The sequence below is a fragment of the Pseudomonas sp. 05T35 genome, assembly GCF_056396605.1.
Window position 1 is genome coordinate 1 of sequence record NZ_JBFTLU010000586.1, and the last position, 2,312, is coordinate 2,312.

Sequence of the window (2,312 nt, forward strand, 5' to 3'; positions counted from 1 at the left end):
GCCTCATTGCTCTGGCGTTGATCGCCCTCTACGGTTCGCACTGGTGGACCAGCGGCCGATTCATCGAAGAAACCGACGATGCCTACATTGGTGGCGATGTGACGGTGATCGGGCCGAAAGTCGCCGGTTATATCGAAGAAGTGCTGGTGACCGACAACCAGCGCGTCAAGGCTGGCGACCTGCTGATACGCCTCGATTCGCGCGACTATCGCGCCAGCCTGGCCAAGGCCGAAGGTGCCGTTGCCGCGCAAGAAGCGCTGCTGGCCAACCTCGATGCCACGGAGCAATTGCAGCATGCGGTGATCGGTCAGGCGCGTGCCGGGATCGATGCCGCGGGTGCGGAAACCGCCCGCTCGCGGGATGACAATGCGCGCTACAAGAAACTGGTCGGCAGTAATGCGGTGTCGGTGGAAAGTGCACAACGCGCCGATGCCACCTTCAAGACGGCCCAAGCGCAGAGTGCCCGGGCACAGGCCGAACTGCTCGCAACGCAACGGCAACTGGACGTGATCGCTACCCGCAAGCAACAAGCCAAAGCCGCGTTAATGCAGGCGCGTGCCGAACGAGATCTGGCGCAATTGAACCTCGGCTACACCGAACTGCGCGCACCGGTCGACGGTGTCATCGGCAACCGTCGGGCGCGGGTTGGCGCCTATGCCCAGGCCGGCTCGCAACTGCTCTCGGTGGTGCCGGCCAGCGGTCTGTGGGTCGATGCCAACTTCAAGGAAGATCAGTTGGCGCACATGGTGCCGGGGCAGCGCGTGAGCATTCATGCCGACGTGCTCTCGGGGCGTGAGTTCCATGGTCATCTGGACAGCCTGGCGCCAGCCACTGGCGCGCAGTTCAGCGTGCTGCCACCAGAAAACGCCACCGGCAACTTCACCAAAATCGTCCAGCGGGTGCCAGTGCGGATACTCCTTGATCCCGCCGATGGCGTGCTCGGCCAGTTGCGTCCGGGGCTGTCGGTGACCGCCTCGGTTGATACCAAAACCGCGCCCAAGGAAACCACCGTTGCCATCGTCCGGGCCAGCGCACCATGAGCCGCGCCCTCACCGCCCAGGCTCAACCGTTCAATGCTGCGACCATGGCGACGGCGACCAAGGTCTTTGCCTTCGCTACGATGTGCATCGGCATGTTCATCGCGCTGCTGGATATCCAGATTGTTTCGGCTTCGCTGCGTGACATCGGCGGCGGGCTCTCGGCCGGCACCGACGAAACCGCCTGGGTGCAAACCAGTTATTTGATCGCTGAAATTATCGTGATTCCGCTGTCGGGGTGGTTGTCGCGGGTGTTTTCCACCCGTTGGCAGTTCTGCGCTTCGGCGGTCGGTTTCACTCTGGCCAGCCTGCTCTGCGGCGCGGCCTGGAACATCCAGAGCATGATCGCCTTCCGGGCCCTGCAAGGGTTTCTCGGCGGCTCGATGATTCCGTTGGTGTTCACCACCGCGTTCTTTTTCTTCAGCGGCAAACAACGGGTCATCGCCGCCGCGACCATTGGCGCGGTGGCCTCATTGGCACCGACGCTGGGGCCGGTGATTGGCGGCTGGATCACCGACGTGTCGTCCTGGCACTGGCTGTTCTACATCAACCTGGTGCCGGGGATTTTCGTCGCCGTGGCGGTGCCGCTGCTGGTGAAAATCGACCAGCCGGAACTGTCCCTGCTCAAGGGTGCGGATTACCTGAGCATGGTGTTCATGGCGCTGTTTCTCGGCTGCCTGGAATACACCCTGGAGGAAGGTCCGCGCTGGAACTGGTTCAGCGACCAGACGATTCTGACCACCGCGTGGATCTCCGGGCTGGCGGGCCTGGCGTTTATCGGCCGGAGCTTGCACGTGGCCAACCCGATCGTTGATCTGCGGGCGCTGAAAGACCGCAACTTTGCCCTCGGCTGCTTCTTTTCATTCGTCACCGGGATCGGTCTGTTCGCGACCATTTACCTGACGCCGCTGTTTCTCGGTCGGGTACGCGGTTATGGAGCACTAGACATTGGTCTGGCGGTGTTTTCCACCGGGGTGTTCCAGATCATGGCGATTCCGCTGTATGCCTTTCTGGCCAACCGCGTCGACCTGCGCTGGATCATGATGACCGGCCTTGGGCTGTTTGCGTTATCGATGTGGGACTTCAGCCCGATTACCCATGACTGGGGCGCCAGGGAATTGATACTGCCGCAAGCCTTGCGCGGGATTGCCCAGCAATTGGCGGTGCCACCGGCAGTGACGCTGACCTTGGGCGGGTTGGCCCCGGCGCGGTTGAAGCACGCGTCGGGTTTGTTCAATCTGATGCGCAATCTGGGCGGTGCGATCGGCATCGCTG

General features: G+C 62.5%; 2 protein-coding genes. Both read left to right on the plus strand.

Annotated elements, in window-relative coordinates:
* The coding region (locus AC1DH9_RS27570) for an HlyD family secretion protein (RefSeq protein WP_477809175.1) at positions 1–1,040 on the plus strand (1,040 nt) is incomplete at its 5' end.
* Positions 1,037–2,312: DHA2 family efflux MFS transporter permease subunit (locus tag AC1DH9_RS27575; RefSeq protein ID WP_477809176.1), on the plus strand; the 1,276-nt coding region annotated here is incomplete at its 3' end. The genes AC1DH9_RS27570 and AC1DH9_RS27575, both read left to right, overlap by 4 nt.